The organism is Streptomyces javensis (assembly GCF_039525925.1).
In the GTDB taxonomy this organism is placed as follows: Bacteria; Actinomycetota; Actinomycetes; order Streptomycetales; family Streptomycetaceae; genus Streptomyces; species Streptomyces asiaticus.
Genome location: NZ_BAAAIF010000010.1, coordinates 73,311 through 98,664 on the forward strand (window position 1 = coordinate 73,311; position 25,354 = coordinate 98,664).

Annotated in this window: 23 protein-coding genes; 16 read left to right on the plus strand and 7 right to left on the minus strand. The window is 72.7% G+C overall.

Going from position 1 to position 25,354, the window contains the following annotated elements; genetic code table 11:
- Positions 1–111: 111 nt before the first annotated feature.
- On the plus strand, positions 112–2,418 hold the full coding sequence (locus ABD329_RS12180; protein WP_198281154.1) for a molybdopterin oxidoreductase family protein: 2,307 nt from the start codon (positions 112–114) through the stop codon (positions 2,416–2,418).
- Positions 2,419–2,428: 10 nt separating this feature from the next.
- Here the strand turns inward: ABD329_RS12180 and ABD329_RS12185 are convergent, their stop codons facing one another.
- Positions 2,429–3,418, minus strand: a complete 990-nt coding sequence (locus tag ABD329_RS12185; protein ID WP_198281153.1) for an adenosine deaminase — start codon at positions 3,416–3,418, stop codon at positions 2,429–2,431.
- A gap of 123 nt (positions 3,419–3,541) precedes the next feature.
- Between ABD329_RS12185 and ABD329_RS12190 the strand changes: the two genes are divergently transcribed.
- The 3 genes from ABD329_RS12190 (at position 3,542) to ABD329_RS12200 (ending at position 4,916) form a co-directional block, all read left to right on the plus strand.
- On the plus strand, positions 3,542–3,898 hold the full coding sequence (locus ABD329_RS12190; RefSeq protein WP_037946210.1) for a hypothetical protein: 357 nt from the start codon (positions 3,542–3,544) through the stop codon (positions 3,896–3,898).
- Positions 3,895–4,143, plus strand: a complete 249-nt coding sequence (locus ABD329_RS12195) for a hypothetical protein (RefSeq protein ID WP_198281152.1) — start codon at positions 3,895–3,897, stop codon at positions 4,141–4,143. Before ABD329_RS12190 ends, ABD329_RS12195 begins: the two co-directional genes overlap by 4 nt.
- Before the next feature lie 68 nt (positions 4,144–4,211).
- On the plus strand, positions 4,212–4,916 hold the full coding sequence (locus ABD329_RS12200) for a SanA/YdcF family protein (protein WP_344316334.1): 705 nt from the start codon (positions 4,212–4,214) through the stop codon (positions 4,914–4,916).
- A gap of 56 nt (positions 4,917–4,972) precedes the next feature.
- Here ABD329_RS12200 and cutA read toward each other — a convergent pair whose 3' ends face one another.
- On the minus strand, positions 4,973–5,296 hold the full coding sequence (gene cutA / locus ABD329_RS12205; RefSeq protein ID WP_020871507.1) for a divalent-cation tolerance protein CutA: 324 nt from the start codon (positions 5,294–5,296) through the stop codon (positions 4,973–4,975).
- A gap of 163 nt (positions 5,297–5,459) precedes the next feature.
- Between cutA and ABD329_RS12210 the strand changes: the two genes are divergently transcribed.
- The gene (locus ABD329_RS12210; protein ID WP_037946203.1) at positions 5,460–5,819 is read left to right on the plus strand and encodes a cupin domain-containing protein; all 360 of its coding nucleotides are present in this window, start codon (positions 5,460–5,462) and stop codon (positions 5,817–5,819) included.
- A 73-nt stretch (positions 5,820–5,892) separates the two neighbouring features.
- Here ABD329_RS12210 and ABD329_RS12215 read toward each other — a convergent pair whose 3' ends face one another.
- The 4 genes from ABD329_RS12215 to ABD329_RS12230 all read right to left on the minus strand — a co-directional run bounded on the left by ABD329_RS12215 (position 5,893) and on the right by ABD329_RS12230 (position 11,148).
- On the minus strand, positions 5,893–6,660 hold the full coding sequence (locus tag ABD329_RS12215; protein WP_344316335.1) for a TIGR04222 domain-containing membrane protein: 768 nt from the start codon (positions 6,658–6,660) through the stop codon (positions 5,893–5,895).
- A gap of 120 nt (positions 6,661–6,780) precedes the next feature.
- A complete protein-coding gene (locus ABD329_RS12220) occupies positions 6,781–9,465 on the minus strand; it encodes a fibronectin type III domain-containing protein (protein WP_344316336.1) in 2,685 nt (894 codons plus the stop codon).
- Positions 9,466–9,640: 175 nt separating this feature from the next.
- Entirely contained in the window at positions 9,641–10,348 is a 708-nt protein-coding gene (locus ABD329_RS12225) for a maltokinase N-terminal cap-like domain-containing protein (protein WP_198281127.1), read from the minus strand.
- Between the two features lie 131 nt (positions 10,349–10,479).
- Positions 10,480–11,148, minus strand: coding sequence for a hypothetical protein (locus tag ABD329_RS12230; RefSeq protein WP_214665594.1), 669 nt, complete (start codon positions 11,146–11,148; stop codon positions 10,480–10,482).
- A 173-nt stretch (positions 11,149–11,321) separates the two neighbouring features.
- On the opposite strand from ABD329_RS12230, the gene ABD329_RS12235 reads away from it, so the two are divergent.
- From ABD329_RS12235 to nirD, 11 genes are all read left to right on the plus strand, one after another.
- The gene (locus ABD329_RS12235; RefSeq protein WP_198281125.1) at positions 11,322–11,999 is read left to right on the plus strand and encodes a response regulator transcription factor; all 678 of its coding nucleotides are present in this window, start codon (positions 11,322–11,324) and stop codon (positions 11,997–11,999) included.
- A gap of 4 nt (positions 12,000–12,003) precedes the next feature.
- On the plus strand, positions 12,004–13,449 hold the full coding sequence (locus tag ABD329_RS12240) for a sensor histidine kinase (protein ID WP_309142914.1): 1,446 nt from the start codon (positions 12,004–12,006) through the stop codon (positions 13,447–13,449).
- Between the two features lie 113 nt (positions 13,450–13,562).
- Positions 13,563–15,071: an ATP-binding protein gene (locus tag ABD329_RS12245; protein ID WP_344316338.1), complete on the plus strand. Its 1,509-nt coding sequence runs from the start codon at positions 13,563–13,565 to the stop codon at positions 15,069–15,071.
- Complete coding sequence (locus ABD329_RS12250) at positions 15,071–15,520, plus strand: roadblock/LC7 domain-containing protein (protein WP_121824213.1); 450 nt, start codon at positions 15,071–15,073, stop codon at positions 15,518–15,520. Before ABD329_RS12245 ends, ABD329_RS12250 begins: the two co-directional genes overlap by 1 nt.
- Positions 15,517–15,882, plus strand: coding sequence for a DUF742 domain-containing protein (locus ABD329_RS12255; protein WP_037946190.1), 366 nt, complete (start codon positions 15,517–15,519; stop codon positions 15,880–15,882). The genes ABD329_RS12250 and ABD329_RS12255 overlap by 4 nt, the downstream gene beginning before the upstream one ends.
- Positions 15,883–15,889: 7 nt before the next feature.
- Complete coding sequence (locus ABD329_RS12260) at positions 15,890–16,612, plus strand: GTP-binding protein (RefSeq protein WP_425574322.1); 723 nt, start codon at positions 15,890–15,892, stop codon at positions 16,610–16,612.
- The gene (locus tag ABD329_RS12265; RefSeq protein WP_344316340.1) at positions 16,609–17,913 is read left to right on the plus strand and encodes a cytochrome P450; all 1,305 of its coding nucleotides are present in this window, start codon (positions 16,609–16,611) and stop codon (positions 17,911–17,913) included. The genes ABD329_RS12260 and ABD329_RS12265 overlap by 4 nt, the downstream gene beginning before the upstream one ends.
- A gap of 37 nt (positions 17,914–17,950) precedes the next feature.
- Positions 17,951–19,213 carry a cytochrome P450 family protein gene (locus tag ABD329_RS12270; RefSeq protein ID WP_344316342.1) on the plus strand — a complete coding sequence of 421 codons (1,263 nt, stop codon included), beginning with the start codon at positions 17,951–17,953 and terminating at the stop codon, positions 19,211–19,213.
- A gap of 155 nt (positions 19,214–19,368) precedes the next feature.
- Positions 19,369–20,973, plus strand: coding sequence for an NAD(P)/FAD-dependent oxidoreductase (locus tag ABD329_RS12275; RefSeq protein WP_425574323.1), 1,605 nt, complete (start codon positions 19,369–19,371; stop codon positions 20,971–20,973).
- Positions 20,974–21,074: 101 nt separating this feature from the next.
- Positions 21,075–23,630, plus strand: a complete 2,556-nt coding sequence (gene nirB, locus ABD329_RS12280) for a nitrite reductase large subunit NirB (protein WP_246618932.1) — start codon at positions 21,075–21,077, stop codon at positions 23,628–23,630.
- A gap of 20 nt (positions 23,631–23,650) precedes the next feature.
- A complete protein-coding gene (gene nirD / locus ABD329_RS12285) occupies positions 23,651–24,046 on the plus strand; it encodes a nitrite reductase small subunit NirD (RefSeq protein WP_198280394.1) in 396 nt (131 codons plus the stop codon).
- Here nirD and ABD329_RS12290 read toward each other — a convergent pair.
- The gene (locus ABD329_RS12290; protein WP_246618931.1) at positions 24,029–25,318 is read right to left on the minus strand and encodes a hypothetical protein; all 1,290 of its coding nucleotides are present in this window, start codon (positions 25,316–25,318) and stop codon (positions 24,029–24,031) included. The genes nirD and ABD329_RS12290 overlap by 18 nt on opposite strands.
- Positions 25,319–25,354 lie beyond the last annotated feature (36 nt).

The window sequence follows — 25,354 nt, forward strand, 5'->3', positions numbered from 1 at the left end:
AGGTGATTGCGTCGACTTCACCGGCCGTCCGGCACCGTGCTGAGGTCCGCTTCCCGCAGGCGTAATGCGAGGTGACTCGGGCTGTAACACGGCCGTAGCACACTCCTTCGCATGGCGCACGTTCCGGTTACCGGGGAGCACTCCCCCGCCTCCCCCGCCCCCGTCGACACGCACTGTCCTTACTGTTCGCTTCAGTGCGGGATGGCGCTGCGCCCGGTGCCGCCGGACGGCGGACCCGGTGACGCGCCGGGCGGCCGCCCGGGCGGCGTCGAGGTGGTCGGCGTCGAGGTGGTCGAGCGCACCGCGTTCCCCGTCAACCGTGGCGCGCTGTGCGGTAAGGGCCGCACCGCGCCCGCCGTGCTCTCCTCCCGGGTGCGCCTGACCGAGCCGCTGGTCCGCCGCCCTGACACCGGTCGGCTCGAACCGGCCACCTGGGAGGAGGCCCTCGACCGGATCGCCGAGGGCCTGGAGTCCACCGGCCGGGCGTACGGCCGCGACGCGGTGGGCGTCTTCGGCGGCGGCGGGCTGACGAACGAGAAGGCGTACGCGCTGGGCAAGTTCGCCCGGGTGGTGCTCGGCACCTCGCAGATCGACTACAACGGCCGGTTCTGCATGTCCTCGGCCGCCGCCGCCCATCAGCGGGCCTTCGGCCTTGACCGGGGGCTGCCGTTCCCGCTGGCGGACGTGGCCCGCACCGGATGCGTCGTGCTCGTCGGCTCGAACCTGGCCGAGACCATGCCGCCCGCGCTGCGCTACCTGACCGAGCTGAAGGAGGCGGGCGGCCGACTGATCGTGGTGGATCCCCGCCGGACCCGCACGGCCGAGCAGGCGGATCTGCATCTGGCGCCGCGCCCCGGCACCGATCTCGCGCTCGCGCTGGGGCTGCTGCACCTGGTGGTCGCGGAGGGCCGGGTGGACGAGGAGTTCGTGGAACGGCGCACCAGCGGCTGGCCCGAGGCGCGGGCCGCCGCGATGGCCCACTGGCCGGAGCTGGTGGAGCGGATCACCGGCGTCCCGGTTCCCGAGCTCCGTAAGGCCGTCACGATGTTCTGCGACGCCGAGAGCTCCATGGTGCTGACGGCCCGGGGGCCCGAGCAGCAGTCCAAGGGCACCGACACCGTCGGCGCGTGGATCAACCTGTGCCTGGCCACCGGCCGCGCGGGCCGCCCGCTGTCCGGCTACGGCTGCCTGACCGGCCAGGGCAACGGCCAGGGCGGCCGCGAACACGGCCAGAAGGCCGATCAGCTGCCCGGCTACCGCAAGCTCGACGACCCGGCCGCGCGCGCCCATGTGGCGGCCGTCTGGGGCGTCGAACCCGACGATCTGCCCGGGCCGGGGCGCAGCGCGTACGAACTCCTGGACGCGCTCGGACAGGACGTCCGGGCGCTGCTGCTGATGGGCTCCAACCCGCTGGTCTCCGCCCCGCGCGCGGCCCATGTGGAGTCCCGGCTGCGGTCGCTGGACTTCCTGGCGGTCGCGGATGTCGTGCTCTCGGAGACCGCCGCACTCGCCGATGTGGTGCTGCCGGTGGCCCAGTGGGCGGAGGAGACCGGGACCATGACCAACCTGGAGGGCCGGGTCCTCCTGCGCCGGGCGGCGCTCACCCCGCCGCCTGGCGTCCGGACGGACCTGTGGGTGCTGAGCGGGCTCGCGGCCCGGCTGGGCTGGGAGAAGGGGTTCCCGGCGGACGCGGAGGAGGTCTTCGAGGAGCTGCGGCGGGCCTCGGCCGGGGGCCCGGCGGACTACTCGGGCATCACGTACCGGAGGATCGCGGAGGAGGACGGGGTGTTCTGGCCGTGCCCGGAGCGCGTGGAACGGGACGATCCGGAGGGCGTCGAATCCGTCTCGGCCGAATCACCACTGGTCGACTCACCACCGGCCGACTCACCACCGGCCGACTCACCACTGGTCGACTCACCACCGGCCGACTCCATGAACGCGGGAGCCCATCCGCACCCCGGCACCCCCCGCCTCTTCCTCGACCGCTTCGCCACGGACGACGGCCGGGCCCGCTTCGCACCCGTCAGCCATCGCCCGGCGGCCGAGGAGCCGGACGCGGAGTATCCGGTGCTGCTGACGACGGGCCGGGTGCTGGCCCAGTACCAGTCCGGCGCCCAGACCCGCCGCGTCGGCGAGCTCAACGAGGCCGCGCCCGGCCCCTACGTCCAGCTCCACCCGCTGCTCGCCGAGCGGCTGGGGGTGGACGAGGGGGCGCCGGTCGCGGTGGTCTCCCGGCGCGGCCGCGCCGTGGCCCCGGCCCGGATCAGCCGGGACATCCGGCCGGACACGGTGTTCATGCCGTTCCACTGGGCGGGGCCGGGCCGGGCCAACACGGTGACGAATCCGGCGCTGGACCCGGTGTCGCGGATGCCGGAGTTCAAGGTGTGCGCGGTGCGGCTGGAGCAGGCCGAGGGCTGACCGCCTCCGGTCAGCCCCGGCTCCAGCCCTCGACCTCCTTCAGGTACGCCGCCCGCGTCTCCTCGTCGAGGAAGGCGGCCTGGAAGGAGTTGCGGGCCAGGGTGCGCAGGGTGGCCTCGTCGAGGCCGAGCGCGTCCCGTACGGCGGTGTAGTTGTCGCCGACGTAGCCCCCGAAGTAGGCGGGGTCGTCGGAGTTGACCGTCACCAGCAGACCGGCGTCCAGCATCGCGGGCAGCGGATGGTCCTGGATGCGGTCCACGACGCGCAGCCGGACGTTCGACAGGGGGCATACGGTCAGCGGGGTGCGGTCCGCGACCAGCCGGGCCACCAGCGCCTCGTCCTCCAGGCTCCGCACCCCGTGGTCGACGCGGTCCACGCCGAGGACGTCCAGCGCCTCCCACACATACGCGGGCGGCCCCTCCTCCCCCGCGTGCGCCACGCACTTCAGCCCGGCCTGCCGCGCCAGCGCGTACACCTCGCGGAACTTCGACGGCGGGTTCCCGACCTCCGCCGAGTCCAGGCCGACGGCGGCGATCCGGTCCAGATGGGGCCGGGCCGCCTCGAAGGTCGCCAGGGCCGACTCGGCGCTCTCGTCGCGCAGGAAGCACATGATCAGGCGCGTGGTGATGCCGTACGCGCGCGGCGCGGCGTCCAGCGCGCGGCCGATGCCACGGATGACCGTGTCGATCTCCACCCCGCGCACGGTGTGCGCCTGCGGGTCGAAGAAGATCTCCGCATGCCGTACGCCCTGCGCACGGGCGCGGGCCAGATACGCGTTGGTGAGGTCGGCGAAGTCGTCCTCGGTGCGCAGCACGGTCATCAGCGCGTAGTAGAGGTCCAGGAAGTCCTGGAGATCACCGAAGGAGTACGCGGCCCGCAACTCCTCCTCGGTGGCGAACGGCAGCTCGACCCCATTGCGCCCGGCGAGCGCGAAGGCCAGATCGGGCTCCAGGGTGCCCTCGATATGGAGATGGAGCTCTGCGGTGGGAATCGGGGGCATGACGGGGATCACCTGCTGGTTTTCGCTGACGGGGAGGTCACTCAGCCTATCCGGGCGGCAGCCCCGCACCGAGCGATAGGCTCGGCGTCGCCAGCAGTGCACTCAGGGACACAGGAGGCCACCGTGAGCAGTCAGCCGACCGAGGCGAGCGCTCCGCTGATCCCCATGCCGTCGCTGACCCCGGACGCGCTTCGGGCGGCAGTCGCCCAGATCGTTCCGAGTCGCCTCCCAGAGCTGAACGAACATCTGGCGAGTGCGGCAACCAGCGCGCAGCGCACCAGCAGCGTGGGGCCGCTGAGAGCCTTCACCGCACATTGGGGAACCGTCGTCAACATCGAACGCTGGCCACAACGCGCCGCTCGCTTCCACGCCTGTGAGCAACTGGCTGCGGATCCGCTGGCCGACCCGGAAGAGGCTCGCGCGGCGGCGAGCGAGATCGGCCGCATCCTGCGGACTGCGGGCGAGGAGATCGGTGCGTGAGTGATGCGTGGAGGTGGGAGTACGACCCGGACGCGGAACACGTCGTTGGCGGTCTTTCGCCCCATGTCGTCGCTGAAGTGGAACGGCTCGCCCGTGAACTGGCCGTGCTGGGGAGAGACGCCGCCGAGGTGGGCGCCGGTCACCAGCTGCGCAATCTGCCCTTCCTGGATGTGGGGCTGCTGTACTTCCTGCCGGTGCCCAGCCAGCAGCTGATCGCCGTGGTACGCGTCACCTGGGCCGGGTGAGGCAACCGCCGCTCCCCTCTTCGGCGTCCCACAGCGCGAGCTGATCGGTGAGGCGGGAGGGGGAGCGGATGCTGGGGTGGGTGCGGGGGCGGTTGCGGTTGCGGTTGCCGCGGACGCGGCGGGGATGGCGGCGGCTGGTGCAGGGGGGCGTCCTGGTGTGTGTCCTGGCCCTGCTTCCCGCGACCTGGCTGCGGCTGAGCACGGACGACCGGATCCATACGGTCGCCGACGTGCCCTCGGCCCCGGTCGGGGTGGTCTTCGGGGCGGGGCTGTGGAACGGGGAGCCGTCGCCGTATCTGGCGCACCGGCTGGACGCCGCCGTACGGCTCTACAAGGCGGGCAGGGTCCATGCGCTGCTGGTCACGGGGGACAACAGCCGCCATGACTACGACGAGCCGGACGCGATGCGCGCGTATCTCGTCAAGCGCGGGGTCCCGGACCGGCGGATCGTGAGCGACTTCGCGGGGTTCGACACCTGGGACTCGTGCAGCCGGGCCCGGCGGGTCTTCGGGGTGCACAAGGCGGTGCTGGTGAGCCAGGGGTTCCATGTCCGCCGGGCGCTGGCGCTGTGCGGGGCGGCCGGGATCGACGCGTACGGGGTCGCGGTCGACGAGCCGCACGATGTGACCTGGTACTTCGGTGGCACGCGGGAGGTCGTGGCGGCGGGCAAGGCGGCGCTGGACTCGGTGTTCGAGCCGGATCCGCACTTCCTCGGGCCGCGGGAGCGGGGGATCGAGGAGGCGCTGGCGGAGCGGGGCGCGGGCGCGCGATGAGCGGTTGCCCCGGATCTCCTTGAGCCCACGCCCCGGCCTCGATCGCTGTCAGCCGGTCAGCCGATGGTCGTCTCCGACACCACCCACGCCAGGTAGTCCTCGCTGCCGTTCACGATGGGCGTCGCGATGACCTCGGGGGTCTCGTAGTCGTGCGCCTCGCGGATATGCGCCTCCAGCTCGTCGTAGCGCGCGGCGGTGGTCTTGAACAGCACCTGCCACTCGGCCGCCGTCTCGACCTCCCCCTCCCACCGGTACACGGATGTCACGGGCTGGCTGATCTGCGCACAGGCCGCCAGCCGGGCCTCGATCGCCCCACGGGCCAGCGCCTCGGCCTTCTCGGGGGTGTCGGTGGTGGTCAGTACGGTCAGGTAGTCGGCCACTGCTGCGGTACCTCTCTCCACGGGGCGGTTGCACGGGGCGGTTGCACGGGGTGGTCGCACGGGTCGGTTGCACGGCGCGGCTGTGAACTGGCGCCCACCACGCTAGCCGGTGAGGATTGAGGGAACCCGCCGACGATCAGACCGGACCGATCGAGGGGCACTCATGGATGACCTCACCACGCTCGCGCGCCACCATCTGGACCAGGCCAAGGCCGACCCGCACGGGCGCAGCGCACATCTGTTCCTGCATGACGGCCCGCTGCGGCAGAGCGTGATCGCCATGGTCTCCGGCTGTGAGCTCGACGAGCACAACGCTCCCCCGGCGGCCAGCCTCCAGGTGCTGCACGGGCACGTACGGCTGACCGGCGGCGGCGACCGGCTGGATCTCATCGCGGGCCAGGTGCAGGAGTTGCCGCACGAACGGCACGGGTTGCGGGCGCTGGAGGACTCGGTGGTGCTGCTGACGGCCGTGACCGCCACGCATGGCTGTCCCACGCCTTACGAGAACGCGGCCACCGCCTGACGACCACCGGGTCCACCGGGGGGCGTCCGGCGGGCCGCGCGGCGGAGCCGCATATCGATGCTTCCCCCTCCCCCTAGTCGCTGCCGCCGCCACCGCCTCCGCCGCCACCGCAGGAGTGGTGGCCGCCGCCATAGTCGCCGCCGTGGCTCCCGCCGTAGTCGCCGCCATGGGCTCCGTGGTCGCCACCATGGCTTCCGCCGCGGTCGTCGCCGTCGCCCCACCCGTGCGCGGCGTAGAAGGACTCATGGTCCACGTACTCGGGGTCGTAGGCGATGAGGAGGTTACGGTCCCAGTAGGCCGGGTCGCCGGTCGGGATCGGTATCGCGTCGCTGACGGCCCTGCGGCGGGCCGGTTCCGGGACCACGACGGGGCCGTGGAAGACGTACGAGGGGAGCGCCCCCTCCCGCAGGGCCGCCTCCACGCGGCGCCTGCCCATGCGGGTGGGGCGGCCCCGGAGCCGGGTGAGCAGGCCGTCGTCGGTGAGCCGGTGCCGGATCTCCGTCAGCTCGGGTCCGCCGAGCAGCGCGGGGACCACACGGTCCACCGGCTTCGAGCGCGGGGAGCGCGGGCACAGCGCGATGAGCGCGCGCTCGAGCGGGTGCTCCGCCCCCCGATGTTCGGCCCCTGGGTACTCGGCCCCCGCCTGCTCCGCCCCTGGGTGCTCCGTCCCTGGGTGTTCCGCCCCCGGGTGCTCGGCCCCCTCCCCCACCATGGCGCGGATCCGGGAGCGCCGCAGGGTGATCACATCCCGCTCCTGGAGTGCTATCAGGAGGGTCTGGATCACCCACGGCCGCCCGCCCACCAGATAGGCGACGTCATAGAGGTCCGGCCGTCTCGCCATGGCACACATCGGAATGCCCCCGTCCATCCGAACTGCTCACGTACCGTCAGTTTTGTCTCTTTGGACCGCGGTGAACCCCGATGAGTGTCATTTCAGAGCAGAATTTGAGCTTTCGCCCCCTTATCCGTTCGACGTCGTGACGGACACATCCGCCGATGGACCAGTGCCCGTGGCGGTCAGGGCCGCGATCGAGAAGGTGTACGCGGTGGCCGGGCGCAGCTTGCCGATCACCCGCAGCATCCCCTTGGCCCGGGGCTGGGAGACCAGGGCGTCGCGGCCGTTCACGGCGATACCCCGGCCGTCGGAGACGGTGATGCGGTAGCCGATGACCGGGGTGTCGCCGGTGGTCTTGGGCGGGGTCCAGGAGAGTGTCGCCGCCGTGGCATCGGCGTTGGCCTTCACCCCGGTGGGGGCGCCCGGCAACGCGCCCGGACCACCCGCCGTGGGCGTGACGGGCGCGGCGGGCAGCGACCGCTCGCTCTGCCCCGCTCCGTTGCGGGCCGTGACGGTCACCGTGTACGGCGTGCCGTTGGTGAGCCCGTCGACCACCGCGTACGCGATCCGCTTGAAGCGCGCCGCCGGGACGGTGGTGGAGACGGCGTGTCCGCCGTCGGAGGGGGTCGCGGTGATGGTGTACGAGGTGACGGGGGACCCACCCTCGACGTACGACGGGTTCCAGGTGACGTACACCGAGCCGTCCGCCGCGAAGTCACCCACGCGGGTGGGTGCTTCGGGCACGGAGTCGGCGGCGAACGTACGGCCGAGCAGCCCCCGGTAGCGGGGTTCGAGACCGGCCGCGGCCACGATGTCGGCCGGGGCCTCGGACGGATCGGCCAGGATGTGGTTGCCGCTGGTCACCACGCCCTTGTCGTTCCCGTCGCGGTCACCCTGTTCCCAGTAGTTGCCGACGATGCGGGTCGGGTCGTTGTTGCCGAGGTCGTCGCGGTAGTCGACGTGTTTGCTGGCCACATTGGCCTGGGCGCCGTAGAGGACGTTGCCCTCGACCGTCACGTAGGTGCAGCCGTTGTCGGTGTAGACGGTCCTGCCCAGCCCCCACCCGTCGTGGATGACATTGCCGGTGATCTTCTCGCCGTTGTCGAGGGAGCTTCCGGTGAGTCCCTGGGTGTAGACGCCGGCGCCGTCGTCGAGCGCCTGCATGTAGTCGAAGATGAGGTTGTTGGACACCCTGTTGTCGCGGGAGACATTGGCGGTGGCCGGTTTGCCGATCTTGTCGGGCCAGCCGCCCCAGCCCATCGAGATCGCCGAGTAGCCGACATGGTCGATCTGGTTGTGGGCGATGGTGTTGTTCCGGGTGTAGCCGTTGAGAATGGCGACGCCGCCGTGGTACTCGCGGGGCAGCGCGTAGAGGTGGTTGTTGGTCACCGACACCGCGCGGGTGAGGTCGGCGTCGCTGCCCGGCCGTGGGGCGTCCACTCCGCCGATCTCCATGCCGTTGCCGGAGATGTCGGTGAAGACATTGCCGCGTACGGTCGCGTTCCGCGTCCCGGTGCCGAGTTCGAGCCCGGCCGCGCCGAGGTGGGTGAAGGAGTCGTCGGAGAACTCGATGTCACGGCCGTGGCTGATGGCCACGTTGCCCGGCATCCTGGTCCAGGAGGCGTACGGGCAGGTGCCGCCCGGGGTGTACTCGCACAGCCCCTGGGTCTTCCAGCCCTCCGCGCCGGTCACCGTATAGCCCGCCTGCACCTCGGAGAAGCCCTCGGACGAGGAGGGGGTGAGCCAGGTGGCGTACGAGAACTCGATACCGCGCAGGGCGATGTCGTGCAGCGGCGCGCGCCCGGTGCCGCGTCCGTCGACGAGCTTCTCCAGGACCGGCGCCTCCACGTCGGCGGTGCGCGGGTTCTCGCCGGAGCGCGGACGGTAGTAGACGGTGCGGGTGTGCCGGTCGAGGTACCACTCCCCGGGCTGGTCCAGGACCTCGAAGGCGTTCTCGACATAGCCGGGCAGCGCGCCGCTGGTGAGCTTGGCGGGGCCGACCATGTTGATGCTGCGGCCGGGGATGTCGGGGAACTCCACGCGCTTGGTGGAGTTGTCCCAGCAGGGCTGGGCCATGGTGACGGTGGTGCCGGTCATCGAGCCGATGGGGCAGCGCGGTTCGGTCCACGGGCCGAGTCCGTACTGCTGGATGTTCCACAGCGCCTCACCGCTGGGGTAGACGAACTCGATGTCCGACGGGTTGCGCCAGCGGGCGAGGGTGCCGGCGGACGCGGTGTAGCCGGTGTCGGTGGCGGTGAGGGCGACCGGGATCGGCCCGCGCGCCCGCTGGGCGCGGACGCCGTTCACATACAGCTGCCGGGTGTTGTCCAGCCCGGCGGGCGCGGGCGCCGACCACAGCCCGGCGTCGCCCTTGACCGGCCGCCAGCCCCGGACCGCCCGCCCGCCGCTGAACACGGTGCCCCTGCCGCCCTGCCAGATGACGCGGTGGCCATTGCCGCCGGAGTCACGGGCATCGAGGACGAGCGGGCGGTCGAGGCGGTACGTGCCCGGCGCGAGGTGCACCGTAAGGTCGGCGCTCTGCCCCGGTACGCGCTTCCGTACGAGGTCGCGGGCGCGCTCGGGGGTGCGGACGGGGGCGGTGCGGGTGCCGGGCGCGCGGTCGTCGCCGTTGGGCGCGACATAGACATCGGCGGTGGGGCGGGGCCCGCGCGCGACGGCGTCGGCGGTGCCGCCGATGGCGGCGCCGAGGGTGGCGAGGGTGGCTAAGACGGCCGCGACGGCGGCGGCTCTCGGGGCCGCCTTACGGGCCTCGCGGACGGTCCGGATGCGTGAGCGTACGTACTCCGACATGTCCCTCCCTGCGGAACCTTGCTGGAACCCTGCTGGAACTCGTGGAGTGGTGGCCCCGGAAAGGTAGGATCTATGAGCGGAACACGTCAATACAGCGCGGACAGAATCGCCTTGCTTTGCCTCCCGTCCGTCAATTCATTGGACCTATCGGTTGCGGTGAGGGGTGTTCGGGGCGTCAGGACACCGTGTCGCCGTCGTACAGCACGACGTACCGGCCGCGGGCCTCGCCGCCCTCCGACAGCCGCCAGCCCGCGCTGACATGGCCCCGGGCCCCGGTGGACTCCGGACCGGACTCCACACCGGATTCCGCACCAGATTCCGCACCGGGCTCCGGGCGCAGAACGCGCGTCACCCGGAGGACGGGACCCCCGTCACCCAGCAGCAGACGGGTGCCGTCCGGCCCGTTCGCGACGGCCGGAGCCCCTGCGGCCCCGGCCGGGACGTCGAGCCCGGATCCAGTCACCTCGGCGGTGACGGACGGGTCGGGGGTGTGGGATTGGCTCTGCGCCTGCGGTTCGGCGCGGCCCTGGAGGAGCGCGATCAACTGGGCCACCAGCACCGGGTCATGCGGCCCGTCGTAGATCCACCGCTGCCCCAGCACCCCGTGCTCGGTCGTGCCGATGAGGGCCCGCTCGGCTCCGTCGAGCGGCGCCGCGCGGTAGGTCATCGGTACGTGGTACCAGGCGGGCCGGTCACCGGCGTCGTCCCGGACCACCATGAACTCGATCCCCACCTCGCCCTCCGGGTCGTCGAGCCGGAAGCCGCCGACCCTGGACAGCTCCGGCGGGCGCCGCGCGGCGGCGTACCACGGCTGCTGGGGCAGCCACGGGGTGAGGAGCTCCAACTTGGTCGGGCTCATCGTGGTCTTGTGAATGATCGACATGCCGTGTGAACACCTTCGCTCGTCGTACGCTTCCCGGGCCCCGACAAGGTCTCACGGCGCGCGGAAAGGCCCGGCGCGCCGTGCGCGCCGGGCCGTTTGACGGCCGGCCCCCCACTTGGCCGGCCGGTGGGTCAGGAGCGGGTCGCGCGGGTCGCCTCGACCGCCGTGGTCTTCGCGTCCGCGGCCGACTTGGTGGCCCGGTGCCCGTCCTTGGGCAGGACGATCACGCAGACCTTGCCCGGCTTCCCCGGCTTACCCGGCTTGGCGGGCGTGGCGGGCTTGCCCGGCTTGGTGGGCGTGGTGGGCTTGCCCGGCTTGGCGGGCGTGGCGGGCTTGCCCGGCTTCGTGGGGAGGGCGGGGCCGGAGTCCGAGTTCCCGGAGCCGCGCTTGATCACCACGACCTCGCAGGTCTTCCCAGGGTGGGTCGGGAAGGCGGGGATGGCGACGCAGGTGTCGTCGCGCCCGTGGGAGCGGTCCTTCGCTATCGCGGCGGCCTTCTTACCTGCCGCCTTGCCGGTGACCCTGCCCGCCTCGGTCAGCTTGACCGTCTTGGCATGGTCAACCACCTTGCCCGGCTTGGTCGGCGCGGTCGGCGTGGCGCTGTCGTCGTCGGCCCGGATCACACAGAGGGCCGGACCGTGGGACGTCTTGCCCTTGGCGGCCGAGGCCGACGCCGAGGCGGACTGGGAGGCCGAGGCCGAGGCGGGGGCCGCGGCCCCCAGCGCCAGGGCGCCCGCCGCCACGGCGAGCACGACACCGCGCCGCTTCGCGGCCGTGGAACGGGGCAGGGTACGAGACATGGGCACAGCTCTCCTTCACTCAGGGGGTCGCACTGGCTGCCGATGAACCCTTGATCCGTCGGCGCACTCACCGTCGCGCACCGATGCTGAGTCCTCGCTGAAGCACCTGAGGCCCCGCTGAATCCGGTGCCGGTTTCAGCGGGGCCTCAGCTTGCCCGTGCCATCCTGACCGCGTGCGCATACTGGTGGTGGAAGATGACGCCCGGCTCCGCGAGCTGCTCACCGAGGGCCTGGAGCAGGAGGGTTTCACCATCGAGACGGCGGCCGACGGGCTGAGCGGCCTGGCGCTCGCCCGGTCCGGCGAGTACGCGGCGATCGTGCTGGATGTGATGCTCCCCGGGTGCTCCGGCTATCAGCTGTGCTCGCGGCTGCGCGAAGAGGGCGACTGGACGCCCATCCTGATGCTCACCGCCAAGGACGGCGAGTACGACGAGGCCGATGGGCTGGACGTGGGCGCGGACGACTATCTGACCAAGCCGTTCTCCTTCGTCGTCCTGATCGCCCGGGTGCGCGCCCTGGTGCGGCGCGGCGGGCTGGACCGGCCCGAGGTGCTGGAGCTGGGCGATCTGCGGCTGGAGCCCGCGGCGCTGGCCTGCGCGCGCGGGACGAACGAGGTCACGCTCACGGCCAAGGAGTTCGCCGTGCTGGAGTACCTCGCCCGGCGCGCCGGGCAGGTGGTCTCCAAGTCCGAGATCGTGCAGAGCGTGTGGGACGCCGCGTACGACGGCGGGGCCAATCTGGTCGAGGTCTACATCCGCAGTCTGCGCCGGAAGATCGATGTGCCGTACGGACGGCGGTCGATCCGCACGATACGGGGCGCGGGCTATCTGCTGGCCCGCGACGGAGGGTGAATCAGTGGGGCAGCACACAGCGGGCACGGAACGTGTCGCGGACGCGGAGCACATGGCGCACGGGCAGCGGGAGCCGCGGGGCACGCGGACCCACCGCCCCCGCCTGACCTCCGGGTTGAGCGTGCGCGCCAAGGCCGTGCTGGCGGCCGCGGGGACCGTGGCCTTCGCGATCGCGCTGTGCATGCTGGCGCTGGTGCTCGCCCTCCAGCACAACCTCCGTGCCAGCGCCGACCTGGACGCCAGGAAGGCCGCCGTGGCGATCAAGGGCCAGCTGGGGAAGACCCGGGCCATGCCGCAGCGGGCGTACATCGTCGCCGCCCCCGGCGCGGTGACGATCAGGGACGCCTCCGGCCGGACAGTCACCCCCACTGCCCCGGCGGATGCCGCCTCGCAGGGGTCGACCGGGCTCCCGGCGCTCCCCGTCGAGCCCACCGAGCCGGTCGAGGCCGGGCAGCCGTACAGCGTGACGGTGAGCCCCTCGACCACCTCCCTCGACAGCGCCACCGGGCTGCTGCTGCGCCAGGTCGCGCCCGCGGCCGCCGGTCTGGTGCTGTTCGTGGCGGGGCTCACCTGGCTGCTGGTGGGCCGCGCGCTGCGCCCGGTCGCCGCGATGCGGCGGGAGTTCACCGAGATCACCGAGCGCGATCTGCACCGCCGGGTGCCAGTGCCCCGGGCGCGGGACGAGATCCACCGGCTGGCCCGGACCATGAACGCCACGCTGGACCGGCTGCACCGGGCCATGACCCGGCAGCGGCAGTTCGTGGCCGACGCCTCGCACGAGCTGCGCAGCCCCATCACGGCCGTACGCGCCCAGCTCGAGCTGGTCCTGACCCGCCCGTCGCGCACCGACTGGCCGGCCGCCGTGCACAAGGCGCTGCGGGACACCGACCGGCTCCAGGCCGTCGCCTCCGATCTGCTGCTGCTCGCCCGGCTCGACGCGCAGGAGGCGCCGCCCAAGTCGGCGGTGGACCTCGGCGCGCTGGCGGCCGAGGAGGTACGGCGCCACCCGGACGCGCTGACGATGGATCAGCCCACGACGGCCGGGGGCCACCTCACGAAGACCGCGGGCCACCTCACCAAGGCCGGGGGTCAGGAGCGGACCGCCGTCGTGACGGGCAGCCGGGTGCAGCTGTCCCGGCTGCTCACCAACCTCGCCGACAACGCCCGCCGCCACACCCGTACCACCGTCTCGATCAGCGTGGCGGCCCGCGGCGGCATGGTCGAACTGGCCGTGGACGACGACGGCCCCGGCATCCCCGAAAGCGACCGCGAGCGCGTTTTCGAGCGGTTCACCCGGTTGGATGACGCCCGGGCCCGCCAGGACGGCGGCACCGGTCTCGGCCTCGCCATCGCCAATGACATCGCTCACGCCCACGGCGGCACTCTTACGGTGCTCACCAGCCCGCGGGGCGGGGCCCGCCTGCTGTTGCGCCTGCCCCGGGCGGCGTAGCCGAACCCCGACCCCGGTGCGGACAGGGCCGCCCAGTCGTGAGAGTTTGGCAACTACCGGACCAGACTGATCAGTTGGTCAGTAGTATCTGCCCTTTCTTGGCCGTGTCCCAGATGGAGGTGTCAAAGGTGCTGTCGGGGACGGGGGCCGTCGTGCTGGCCGCGTCCGCGGTGCTGGTACTGGTGTTATCACTGTGCCTCACCTGGGTGGTCAGACTTCGCCGCGCGCTCGCGGACGCGCGTGGGGCGACCGAGCGAGAACGAGCCGTTTCCGAGCGGGAACGAGCCAAAGCGGCCGAGGAGCGGGCGCTGGCGGCCGAGCGTGGCGAGGAGGTCGCCCGGCTGGCCGCCGTACAGACCGATCTGGACGAGGCGGCGCGCCGGGAGCGGATCCTGCGCGACTCCGTCCAGGCGTCGTTCGAATCCGTGGCCCGCAATATGCACGCCATGTCGATGGTGCAGCAGCAGGTTCTCGACGGCCTGGAGCAGTATGTCGAGGACGCCGGGCTGATGGGCGAGATCATGAAGGCGGACCACGCCGCCGCCCAGATGACCCGTAAGGCCCAGACGCTGCTGGTGATGTGCGGGATCTGGCCCGCCCGGCGGGAGACCCGGCCGGTGTCGCTCTTCGACTGTGTGCGGGGCGCGCAGTCGCGCATCGTGGAGTTCGGCCGGGTGGACGTCCACGGCGGTCAGACCCTCTACGCGGTCGCCCCCGCCGTCGAGGGCCTGATGCACGCGGTGGCCGAACTCCTGGAGAACGCCACCGTCTTCTCCCCCTCCCGCACCCAGGTCGCGGTCACCATCCGCGAGGTCGCGGCGGGCGCGGTCATCGAGATCGACGACGCGGGGCTCGGGATGCCGCCGGACGTGCTGGAGAAGGCCGTGGGCCAGCTGCGGGACGGTCTCGACCTGGCCCAGCTGGGCGCGGTGCCCCGGCTGGGGCTCGCCTGTGTGGGGCGCTGGTCGCGCGAGCTGGGCTTCGGCGTCGAGCTGTCCACCGCGTCGGCGTACGGCGGCACGCGGGTGGTGGTCTTCGTACCGCACCGGCTGCTGACCGAGCAGACGAGCGCCGTACGGGCGGCGGACCACCGGCCGGTGGTCGTGGAGCCCGTGGTCGTCGGCAAGGTGAACCAGGACGCGGGCGGCGCGGGGCTCGGCCCGGCCGCCGCGGATCCCGCCGGGGGCCGCCTGCTGAACGGCGTGTCCGTGGACGACATCCCCGACATCCCCGACATCCCCGACGCGCCCGGCACCTCCGCGCCCCTCGGCACCGGGCTGCCCCGGCGCCGCAACCGCCGCCGCCCGGCCTCCGGGGCCGCCCCGGCGTCCCGGGCCTCCACCACCGACGTGGTCGATGGTGCCGATGGGACCGATGGGACCGACGCGATGGACGCGGCCGACGCGGTCGACCTCACCACCGCCCCGGCCCGCGCCGCACCCACCCCACCGCCCGCGGCGGCCCCCTGGACACCCGAGGCCGCCCGCGCCTCCATCACCAGCGTCGTCTCCGGCACCCGCCGCGGACGCGCGGAAGCGGAGGCCGCACCGCCCCAGGCGGAGGCCGCACCGCCCGAGGATGAGCCGAGTCCGGACCGAGAAGACCGAGAGGGAGGCCGGTAGTGGCCGGAACCATATCCAGGTTGCCCGACGTTGGATGGATGCTGCGTCCGCTGACCGGGATCCCCGGGGTGCGGCATGCCGTCGTCGTCTCGGAGGACGGTCTGCGCATGGGCCACGACTCCGCGGAGGGGCTGACCGGCGAGGTGTCCCGGCTCGGGGTGGCCGAGGCCGAGTCGCTGGCCGCCGCCTGTGCCGCGCTGACGGTCACCAGCCAGTCCACGGTGTCGCTGCTGTTCGGCGACGAGGCCGGGGTGCGGCAGCTGATGATCGAGTCCGACAGCGGCTTCGTGCTGTTCACCTCGGCCGGTCAGGGCGCCTCGCTCGGGGTGGCCACCGACACGGAGGCGGATGTCGGCCTGGTCGCTCAGCAGATGCAGTTACTGGTCGCGAAGATCGGTGCCCATCTGAGCAGCCAGCCGCGGGAGCCGATGGGCCGCCCGACGTCATGAGCCGACCCGGTGAGGAACGCACCACGGCCGCGGTGCGCCCCTATGTGATCACAAGGGGGCGTGCCGGTTCCTCACGGGATGCTCTGCCGCTGGAAACGCTCGTCGTGGCGTCCGGGAGCGCGCTGCCGCCGCATCTCCAGCCCGAGTACCGGCGAATCGCCGACTTCTGCCAGGGGCTGCTTTCGGTGGCGGAGGTCGCCGCCCACCTCGGTCAGCCGCCGGCCGTGGTGCAGGTGCTGCTCGCGGATCTCATCGACTGGGGGCACATCGTGGCGCGTCCGCCGATCCGGGTGGTCAAGCGAAAACGTGCCGATTTGGACTTGCTGAGGAAGGTGCTCGATGGGCTTGAGAGCAAGCTCTGAGATCTCGATGGCCGGTACGGACGGCACAACCAGGACCGACCACCGCACGGCCCACCCGGGCCACGCGGACCGCATGACCCGCACAGACCACACCAACGAGACAGGCGATACGGACGAGACGGGCGATACGGACGACATGGATGACATGGACGACACCCCCGTCATGTACGTGGAGTCCAGCGTGGCCGGGGCGGCCAAGATCCTGGTGGTCGGCCCGATGGGCGTCGGCAAGACCACGCTGATCGGCACGGTGTCGGAGATCAAGCCGCTCTCCACCGAGGCGACGATGAGCCAGGCCGGGGCGCGGCTCGACACCAAGGTGCGGCCGTCGAAGACCACGACGACCGTCGCGCTGGACTTCGGGCGGATCACCCTGGGCGGCGAGCTGGTGCTGTACCTCTTCGGCACCCCCGGCCAGCAGCGGTTCCTCCCCGCCTGGAAGGACCTGGCGCGGGGTGCGCTGGGCGCGCTCGCACTGGTCGACACCCGCGATCTGGAGGCGTCCTTCGACGCGATCGGGCATCTGGAGGACCTGGATGTGCCGTTCTCCGTCGCCGTCAACGCCTTCCCGGACAGCACTCCGCACAACGAGGACGATCTGCGCTCCGCGCTCGATCTGCTTCCGCACACCCCCCTGGTCATCTGTGACGCCCGGGAGCACAAGTCCTCGGTGCAGGCGCTGATCTCGCTCGTCTCGCATCTGATCGAGACGCTCACGGAGGCGTCATGACCGCCAGGGCCGCCTCCCGGGTGCCGCTGTACGGGACCGCGCTCGACGGTCCGCTCACCGACCTGTACGAGCGGATGCGGCGCGACCACGGTCCGGTGGTCCCGGTGGAGATCGCGCCCCGGGTCGAGGCATGGCTGGTCATCGGCCACCGTGAGCTGCTCCATCTCACCCGCGACGAGCAGTACTTCTCGCATGACCCGCGCCGCTGGACCCCGCTGCGCGAGGGCCGGGTGGCGGCCGACTCGCCGCTGATGCCGCTGGTGGGCTGGCGCCCGGCGCTGCTGTTCGCCGACGGCGCGGCGCACCGCCGGATGCGCTCGGCGGTGGCCGACGCGCTGGGGCGGGTCAACGGCCATGAGCTGATCCGCAGGGTGCGGGCCACCGCGGAGCGGCTGGTCGCCGGGTTCGCCGACCAGCACGCGGCGGATCTGGTCGAGCAGTACGCGCGCCTCCTGCCGCTCCAGGTCGTCACCGAACTGCTGGGCCTCGACGAGGAGAACGGGGCGCGGCTGGTCGAGACGCTCACCACGATCGTCGCCCCGACCGTGGCCGCGACCGGCGCCAACAAGCGGATGGGCCAGATCCTGCTCCAGCTGATCGCCGGGAAGAAGCGGCGGCCGGGCGCGGATCTGACGTCCTGGCTGCTGGAGCACCCCGTCGGGCTGAGCGACGAGGAGGTGCTGCACAACCTTGTGGTGATCATCGTCGCGGGCAACAACACCACCGTGAACTGGATCGCCTCCACGCTCCAGATCCTGCTCACCGACCCCGCGTTCCGCTCCTCGCTGGCCCGTGGCCACCTCACCGTGGACGACGCGCTGGACCTGGTGCTGTGGCGCCAGCCGCCCACCCAGAACTTCCCCGGCCGCTACGCCACCCGCGACCTGCGCTTCGGCGGCCAGGACATCCGCGCCGGGGACATGCTCATCCTGGGCCTCGCGGGCGCCAACGCGGACCCGGAGGTGCTGCCCGAGGACGGGCGTCCGGTGGTCGGCAACCGATCGTACCTCGCCTTCGGGGCGGGTCCGCACGGCTGCCCGGCACGGGATCCGGCCCGGCTGATCACCCGTACCGCCGTGGACACCCTGCGCCACCGGCTGCCCGACATGGAGATCGCGGTGCCGGAGGAGCAGCTTCCGTGGATCACCTCGCCGTGGTCCAAGGGCCTGGCCAAGCTGCCGGTGCGGTTCTCCGCGCCGCAGCTCGCCGCCGATGCCGCGGCTTCGAGTTCGAGTTCGGGTCCGGGTCCGGGTCCGGGTCCGGCCCGGGCCCCGGGCTCGGCGGCCCCGACCCCCGACTGACCGGCCCCGCCCCCGACTCCCCCGCAGGAGACCGCAGATGACCGACGGCCGATGCCCCGTGCCGCACGCCGACCCCGCCGCACCGCACCGCCTGGACCCCACCGGGGCGCGCCAGCACGCGGTGAACGAAGAGCTGCGCGCCCGCGGGGCCGCGGTCCCGGTCCTGCTGCCCGGCGACGTACCGGCGTACGCCATCACCCGGCACGAGGAGCTGAAGGACTTCGTCACCCACCCCGACGTGGCCAAGAACGCCTGCCACTTCGCCGCGCTCCAGAACGACGAGCTCCCGCCCGGCTGGCCGATGCGGACCTTCGCCACCGTGCGCGGCATGATCACGGCGGATGGCGAGGACCACAAGCGGCTGCGGTCCCTGGTGACCCGGGCGTTCACCCCGCGCCGGGTGGAGGCGCTGCGCCCGGTGGTCCACGAGCTGACCGGCACGTTGCTGGAGCGGCTGGGCGAGGCCGCCGCGGCCGATCCGGACGGGGTGGCCGATCTGCGCCGCCACTTCGCGCTGCCGCTGCCGATGAGCGTGATCTGCCAGCTGCTGGGCGTGGACGACCACTACCAGGACCGGCTGCACGAGCTGTCCAACGAGATCGTCTCCACCCAGACCTCGCCCGAGCGGGTCCCGGCCGCCAACCGCGAGATGGTGGCGATCCTCGGCCAGGTGGCCGCCGCCCGGCTGAAGGACCCCGGGGACGATCTGACCAGCGCGCTGATCGCGGCCCGTGAGGAGGACGGCGACCGGCTCAGCGAGGAGGAGCTGATCGGCACGCTGATGCTGACGATCATCGCCGGGCACGAGACCACGCTCAATCTGATCACCAACGCGGTACGGGCGCTGTGCAACCACCGCGATCAGCTGGAGCTGGTCCGGTCCGGGGCCGCGAGCTGGGCCGATGTGGTCGAGGAGACGCTGCGGTACGACAGCCCGGTGTCCTTCTTCCCGTTCCGCTACACCACGAGGGACCTCCCGGTCGGGGACGCGGTCATCCCGAAGGGCGCGCCCGTGCTCATCTCGTACACCGCCGCCGGGCGCGACGAGCGGGCGTACGGCCCGGACGCCGGCCGCTTCGACGTCACCCGGGGCGCGCGCCATCTGTCCTTCGGCCACGGCGCCCACTTCTGTCTGGGCGCGCCGCTGGCCCGCATGGAGGCCGTGATCGCCCTCGAGGCCCTCTTCACCCGCTTCCCCGCGCTGGATCTGGCGGTCCCCGACGAGGAGCTGGTCCCCCACCCCAGCTTCGTCGGCAACAGCCCGCGGCTGCTGCCCATCCGGCTGGGGCGCGCGGGGTGACCGGGGTGCCCGGGGGCGCTCACAGCGGCTGAGGGGGCGCGCTGAGGGCAGCGTTGCCTACGGGAAACGGCGGGGATGCGGCCGGGTAACAGGCACCCCGCAGGCTTTCTGGCATGGAGTCGTACAGGGAGCCGACGAGCCCGCACCACCGCCGCGTGGTGATCGTCGGCGGCGGCATGGCGGGCACGAGGCTGGCGCAGCAGCTTGCCGTGGGCGCGGGTGCGGGTGCGGGTGCGGGTTCGGGTTCGGGTTCGGGTTCGGGTTCGGGTTCGGGTTCGGGTTCGGTCGAGGTAACGATCATCGGCGAGGAGCCGCACCCCGCGTACAACCGGGTGCTGCTCGCCGAGGTGCTCGCCGGGCGGTACCCGCCGGAGGTCATCGCGCTCCCCGCCCCCGCCGCCGGGGTGCGGCGGCTCGGCGGGGTGCGGGTGGTGCGCCTCGACCGCCCCACGGCCGAGGTGGTGTGCGACGACGGCCGCCGCGTGCCGTACGACGCGCTGGTGCTGGCCACCGGCTCCAACCCGGTGCTGCCGCCGCTGCGCGGCCTGTTCGAACCGGACGCCCACGAGCTTCCGGACGGCGTCCACGCCTTCCGCACCATGGACGACTGCCTGGCCCTCGGCACCGCCGTACGCCCCGGGGCGCGGGCCGTCGTCATCGGCGGCGGGCTCCTCGGCGTCTCCGCCGCGCGTGCGCTGGCCCAGCGCGGCGCCCAGGTGGTCCTGGCGCACCAGGGCGAGCACCTGATGGAGCGCCAGCTGGACCCGGGCGCGTCGGGGGTGCTGCGGCGGCACATGGCTTCGCTGGGCGTGGAGGTCCACACGGAGTGCCGCGTCCGCGGCCTGCGCACGCGCGCGGTGAACGGTGGTCGCTCGGTGCGGGCCGTCGAACTGGCCGACGGATACGCCCTGGAGGCGGACCTGGTCGTGCTGGCGTGCGGAGTCCGGCCACGGGTCGGGCTGGCGCGGGCCGCTGGGCTGGAGGTGGCGCGGGGGGTCGTGATCGACGACGAGCTGCGGACGAGTGATCCGCGGGTGTTCGCGGTCGGGGACTGCGCGGAGCATGCGGGGGTCGTCTACGGCTTGGCGGGCGCGGCGCAGGAGCAGGCGGACGTGCTGGCGCGCCTGCTGCTCCCCGAAACTATGGGGCTCCGCCCCCTAGACCCCCACGAGGGCCCCGCCCTCAAACCCACCCAGGCCCCCGCCCCGGAGGCCGCACCTGGGGACCGGTTTGTGGGCAATCGTCCCGCGGAGGGGGCACCTCCCAGCGGTAGCTGGGCGAGGGACGGGTGGGCACAAACCGGCCACCGGGCCGCACCCGGCGACGAAACCCCGACCCGGCACACGGACGCCGCACCCGCCGACCACGCTGCGTGGGTACAAACCGGCCACCGGGCCGCACCCGGCGACGAAACCCCGACCCGGCACACGGACGCCGCACCCGGCGGCGAGACCCTGCCCCGGTACCACGGCACCCGTACGCTCACCCGGCTGACGCTCACCTCAGCGTCGACCCCCGGCCCCCTCGACCTCGCCGCCTTCGGCAACCCCACCCCCGCCCCCGGCGACGACGTCATCCACCTCACCGACGCCACCCGCAACACGTACCGCAAAGTCGTGGTCCGTGGTGACCGCCTGCTCGGGGGCATTCTTCTCGGCGATCTCGGCACCGTCGGCGCGCTCGCCCGCACCTGGGAGAGCGACGAGCCGCTCCCCGCCGCCCCCCTGCTCCACCTGTTGACCAACGATGGAGGGTCCTGACGATGACGATGAGCGCATCGAACTCCCGAACCGCCGAAAACGCCGCGCACGCCGAAAACGCCACAAACACCGCCCCCACCATCGTGCTCATCGGCCACGGCATGGTCGGCCAGCGGTTTCTCGAAGCGCTGGCCGAACGGAAGGTCACGGAGACCGCCCGCGTCGTCGTGTTCTGCGAGGAGCCCCGCCCCGCCTACGACCGCGTCCAGCTGACCTCGTACTTCTCCGGGCGCACCCCGGACGAGCTCTCCCTCGTCGAGGACGGCTTCATGGCGCGGCACGGTATCGAGTTGCGCCTGAGCGACCCGGTCCAGGTCATCGACCGCGACGCCCGCACCGTGACCGCCCAGTCCGGGCTGACCGTCGCCTACGACACGCTCGTGCTGGCCACCGGCTCGTATCCGTTCGTCCCGCCCGTGCCCGGCAAGGACAGCGACGGCTGCTTCGTCTACCGGACCATCGAGGATCTGCTCGCGATCGAGGAGTACGCCGCGAACCGCTCGTCCGGCATCGTCGTCGGCGGCGGGCTGCTCGGCCTCGAGGCCGCCGGCGCGCTCAAGGGGCTCGGGCTCACCACCCACATCGTGGAGTTCAACCCGCGCCTGATGGCCATCCAGGTGGACGAGGGCGGCGGCGCCGCGCTGCGCCGCACGGTCGAGGACATGGGCCTGATCGTGCACACCGGCGTCGGCGGCAAGGAGATCACGGCGGACGGCGACGGCGCCGTCACCGCCATGACGCTGTCCGACGGCTCGTCCATCGACACCGACCTCGTCATCTTCTCGGCGGGCGTACGTCCCCGCGATCAACTGGCCCGCGACTGCGGCCTGGACGTCGGCGAGCGCGGCGGCATCGCGGTGGACGAGACCTGCCGCACCAGCGATCCCGCGGTGTACGCGATCGGCGAGTGCGCGCTGGCCGCCGACGGCCGGGTGTACGGGCTGGTCGCGCCCGGCTACGAGATGGCCGAGGTGGCGGCCCGCGAGATCGCCGATACGCCGGACGGCGAGGGCTTCACCGGCGCCGACACCTCCACCAAGCTCAAGCTCCTCGGCGTCGACGTGGCCAGCTTCGGCGACGCCCACGGCACCGCCGACGGCTGTCTGGACGTCGTCTACTCCGACTCCCGTACGGGCGTCTACAAGAAGCTCGTGGTGGGCGCCGACGGCGCCCTCCTCGGCGGGGTGCTGGTCGGCGACGCCGAGGCGTACGGCATGCTGCGCCCCCTCACCGGCTCGGTGCCGCCCGTGGCGCCCGAGCAGCTCGTCCTCCCGGCGGGGCTCGGCGCGCCCGCCGCGCTCGGCCCCTCCGCGCTGCCGGACGAGGCGGTCATCTGCAATTGCCACAACGTCACCAAGGGCGCGATCCGTTCGGCCGTCACCGACCACCACTGCGCCTCCGTCCCCGAGGTGAAGAAGTGCACCAAGGCGGGTACCGGCTGCGGCAGTTGCGTCAAGGCGCTCACCTCGCTCGTCAACGACGAGCTGGAGGCGAGCGGGGTCAGCGTGGACAAGGGGCTGTGCGGCTGCTTCGCGTACACCCGCGCCGAGCTGTACGAGATCGTCCGCACCCTGCGCATCACCACCTACGCCCAGCTGCTGGACAGCCACGGCCGGGCGGAGGCCCGGGAGGGCGACGGCTGTGAGGTGTGCAAGCCCGCCGTGGCCTCGATCATCGCCTCGCTGGCCCCCACTCTGGGCGCGAGCGGCTATGTGCTGGACGGCGAGCAGGCGGCCCTCCAGGACACCAACGACCACTTCCTGGCCAATCTCCAGCGCAACGGGTCGTATTCGATCGTCCCCCGGATCCCCGGCGGGGAGATCACGCCGGAGAAGCTGATCGTGATCGGCGAGGTGGCCCGGGACTTCGGGCTCTATACGAAGATCACCGGAGGTCAGCGGATCGATCTCTTCGGCGCCCGGGTGGACCAGCTCCCGCTGATCTGGACGCGGCTGGTGGAGGCCGGTTTCGAGTCGGGCCACGCGTACGGCAAGGCGCTGCGCACCGTGAAGTCGTGCGTGGGCCAGACCTGGTGCCGCTACGGAGTGCAGGACTCGGTCCGGATGGCCATCGACCTGGAGCTGCGCTACCGGGGGCTGCGCTCACCGCACAAGCTCAAGTCGGCCGTCTCCGGCTGTGCCCGCGAATGCGCCGAGGCACGCGGCAAGGACTTTGGCGTGATCGCCACGTCCAACGGCTGGAACCTCTACGTGGGCGGCAACGGCGGGGCCGACCCGCGCCACGCCGATCTGCTCGCCCAGGACCTGGACGACAAGGAGCTGATCCGGCTCATCGACCGGTTCCTGATGTTCTACATCCGCACCGCGGACCGGCTGGAGCGCACCTCGGCCTGGCTGGAGCGGATCGAGGGCGGCCTGGACCACGTCCGCGAGGTGGTGGTCGAGGACTCGCTCGGGCTGGGCGCCGAGCTCGAGGCGATGATGGCCGACCACGTGACCGGCTACCGCGACGAGTGGGCCGAGACCCTGGGCGACCCGGAGCGGCTGCGGCGCTTCGTCTCCTTCGTCAACGCGCCGGGCGCGCCGGACCCCACGGTGAAGTTCGTGCCCGAGCGCGACCAGGTCAAGCCGGACCTGACGATCCTGTCAGGACCCACCCTCCCCGTCCGTACTCTCGAAGGGACTGCCAGCCGATGACCATGGCACCCATGACGCCCATGGCACCCGTGACGCCCACGGCGGCCGAGCGGACCGCGGTCCGCGTGGAACTCCTCGCCGACCAGCGGTGGTTCACCGTCTGCGAGCTGACCGACCTCATCCCCGGGCGCGGGGTGGCCGCCCTGCTGCCGGACGGCTCCCAGGTGGCGGTCTTCCTGGACCGCTCGGGGCGCGTGTACGCGATCGCCAACCGCGACCCGTTCACCGGGGCGTACGTCCTCTCCCGGGGCCTGCTGGGCTCGGCGGGCGGACGGCCGTTCGTCGCCTCCCCGCTGCTGAAGCAGCGCTTCGACCTGGAGTCGGGGCGTTGCCTGGACGACGAGGGGGTCGTCGTCCAGGCGTACGCGACCCGTACCCGGGCGGGCACGGGCGCGGTGTCAGCCCAGGTCGCGTGAGACCAGCACCCCGCACTGGACGGGGTCGCTCGCGCAGCCGGCCGTCCCCGCGGCGAGCACGCCCCTCGTCCCGGGGACGCCCGCGACGCCGAGCACCGTGGACATCTCGCTGTGCTCGGTGACGTCGGCGGGCAGTTCCTCGGTCGCCCACGCCGTACCGGTCCAACGGGCCAGTACGGCGTGGGGGCTGCCCGGGGCCCAGCCGGCGATCCACGGCCGTCCGGCGCCGTCCGCGCCCGCGGCGTTCGCCTCGCCGACGGGAAGCGCGGGGAGCGACTGCCAGCGGCTGCCGGTCCAGCGGGCGGCCATGGTGGCCGTGGGCGACTGCGGGTCGTTGGTCTTCCCGACGACGTAGACCGAGTTACGGCCGGTGGCCACCGCGTGGTTGGCCACCCAGCCGGTCGGGTGCGCACCGGGGGCCGGCACCTCGCGGACCGTCCAGCCGCCGCCGTTCCAGTGGTACAGCAGCGGTACGGACACCTCGCCGGTCATGGCGCTCGCGGTGACCCATACGTCGTCCGGGCCGGTGCCGGTGATGTCCCAGGGCTGTACCTCGCCACCGCCGGGGGCGGCGGGCAGGGACACCGTCTGCCACGCGGAGCCGGTCCAGCGCTCCAGCCGGGAGACCTGGGTGCCGCCGTTCGGGTCCCAGTCGAAACTGGTCAGCCAGGCCGCCTTCGCACCGAACGCGGCCAGGTCGCCGACGAAGCTCAGCGACCCCTCCGCGGGGGCCGCGTGGCCGACCTTCGTCCACTTCACGCCGTCCCAGTGCTGCAACACGACCGGCGCGGAGGTGTTGTCGGCCAGGGTGCCGGCCGCCCAGGCGTCGCCGGGCGCGGCGGCGGCGACCTTCTCCAGCTGGGCGGCCTTGCCGTCGGTGGAGGCGGCGGGTACGTCCGTCCACGCGCTGCCGTTCCAGTGCCTGATCAGGGGGGTGGGTCCATCGGCGCCGTCCGTCCTGCGGCCCACCGCCCAGGCGTCCTTGGCGCCGGTCGCGGCGACCTCCCAGAACTCCCGCGAGGCGGTCTCGCTCAGTGGCGTCCGCAGCTTCCACGGGGTGTCGGCGCGGGCCGCCCGGTCGGACGAGACGCTGGTCGCGGTGGCGGGCGCGGTGCCGGGCATGGTGCCGGGCGTGGTGCCGGACGAGGCGCCGGGCGCGGCGTTCGCGGGGGTGCCGAGGGTGGCGAGCGTGCCGAGTGCGACCGCGCACACCGCGGCCGCTGTGCGCAGCCGCGTCCGGCGGGTTCCGGGCCGTCCTGTGGTTCTGTGCATGACGCTCCTTCTGCTCGGGTGGGGCTCTCAGAAGGA